This is a genomic window from Piscicoccus intestinalis NBRC 104926 (genome assembly GCF_001515525.1).
Lineage (GTDB): Bacteria > Actinomycetota > Actinomycetes > Actinomycetales > Dermatophilaceae > Kineosphaera > Kineosphaera intestinalis.
The window spans coordinates 1-574 of sequence record NZ_BCNQ01000333.1; the positions used below are offsets into that span (position 1 = coordinate 1).

1 protein-coding gene is annotated in these 574 nt (G+C 73.7%); it reads right to left on the bottom strand.

All coding sequences use genetic code 11. The features are described 5' to 3' along the window. The coding region (locus PINTE_RS21550) for an acyltransferase family protein (protein WP_245643106.1) at positions 1 to 463 on the bottom strand (463 nt) is incomplete at its 3' end. Positions 464 to 574: the final 111 nt, after the last annotated feature.

Below are 574 nucleotides of genomic sequence, written 5' to 3' on the forward strand. Positions count from 1 at the left end.
CGACGCGCCGCCGCGCACCGACGACGACGAGCGTCAGCAGCAGCGGCCACGCCAGGTAGAACTGCTCCTCCACGGCGAGCGACCACATGTGCTGCAGCGGGGACGTCGTGCCGTCGTCGGCGAAGTAGCCGGAGGAGGCGATGAGCCGCCAGTTCGCCGCGTAGAGCAGCGCCCACAGCGCGTCGCCGGCGACGCTGCCGCGCAGCAGCGGGGGTGCGGCCACGACCGTCCACGTCAGCACCGCGCCGATGACGAGGAGGGAGGCGGGCAACAGCCGCAGCACGCGGCGTGCCCAGAACCGGGCCAGGTCGATGCGCCCGTGCGCCTGCGCCTCGCTGAGCAGCAGCGAGGTGATAAGGAAGCCCGAGAGCACGAAGAAGAGATCGACCCCGAGAAAGCCGCCGTGCCAGCCCGGCACCCCGAAGTGGAACAGCAGCACGAGCAGAAGCGCGACCGCCCGCACACCGTCGAGCGCGGCGATGTGGGTGTGCCGGCGCCCGGAACGCGCTGAGCCCGCTGGTCCTGGGGAGCGCGCGGACCCCGCGGACCCCGCGGACCCCGCGGACCCCGCGGA